This is a genomic window from Ralstonia sp. VS2407, from assembly GCF_052950655.1.
This window is the reverse complement of record NZ_JBRFVG010000352.1, coordinates 1-439: the sequence shown is the minus strand read 5'-3', so window position 1 is coordinate 439 and position 439 is coordinate 1. Positions and strand designations below refer to the sequence as shown.

The following is a 439-nucleotide window of genomic DNA, read 5'->3' as shown; positions in this document are numbered from 1 at the left end:
CGACCGGGTCGCGCACGGCGACGGCGGATTGCAGGGCCAGCTCGGCGTGTGAGACGGCGGTGACGACTTCCGTCAGGTTGCCGCCGCCCGAGATCGCCTTCATGCTCTGCGCGTCCGCGTGCTTGCCGGCGTCCACCACGCCCTCCATGGCGCGGCTCAGGGCCTGGCCGAAGCCGCCGCCCTCGGGCATGCCGCCGGACGCGACGCGGCCGTAGGCGTTGGCGGCGCCCGCCGGGCTCATGCCCAGCGGCTTCAGCCCGGTGGGGGCGATGCTCATCGCAGCATCTCGATCGCGCGGGTCAGCATGGAGCGCGTGACCTCCATGACGTTCAGGTTGGCGCTGTAGGCGCGCTGCGCCTCGCGCATGTCCATCACCTCGACGAAGGAATTGACGTTGGGCGTGCGGACGTAGCCCTTGGCGTCGGCGGCCGGGTGCGAC

The 439-nt window shown here is 72.2% G+C and carries 2 protein-coding genes; both read right to left on the bottom strand.

Annotation, left to right across the window (positions count from 1 at the left end; genetic code table 11):
- A partial coding sequence (locus ACU8YE_RS25425) for a flagellar hook-basal body complex protein FliE (protein WP_446930360.1) occupies positions 1-277 on the bottom strand: 277 nt, incomplete at its 3' end.
- Positions 274-439, bottom strand: a 166-nt coding sequence (locus ACU8YE_RS25420) for a flagellar basal body rod C-terminal domain-containing protein (protein ID WP_446930362.1), incomplete at its 5' end; no start/stop codon positions are given. The genes ACU8YE_RS25425 and ACU8YE_RS25420, both read right to left, overlap by 4 nt.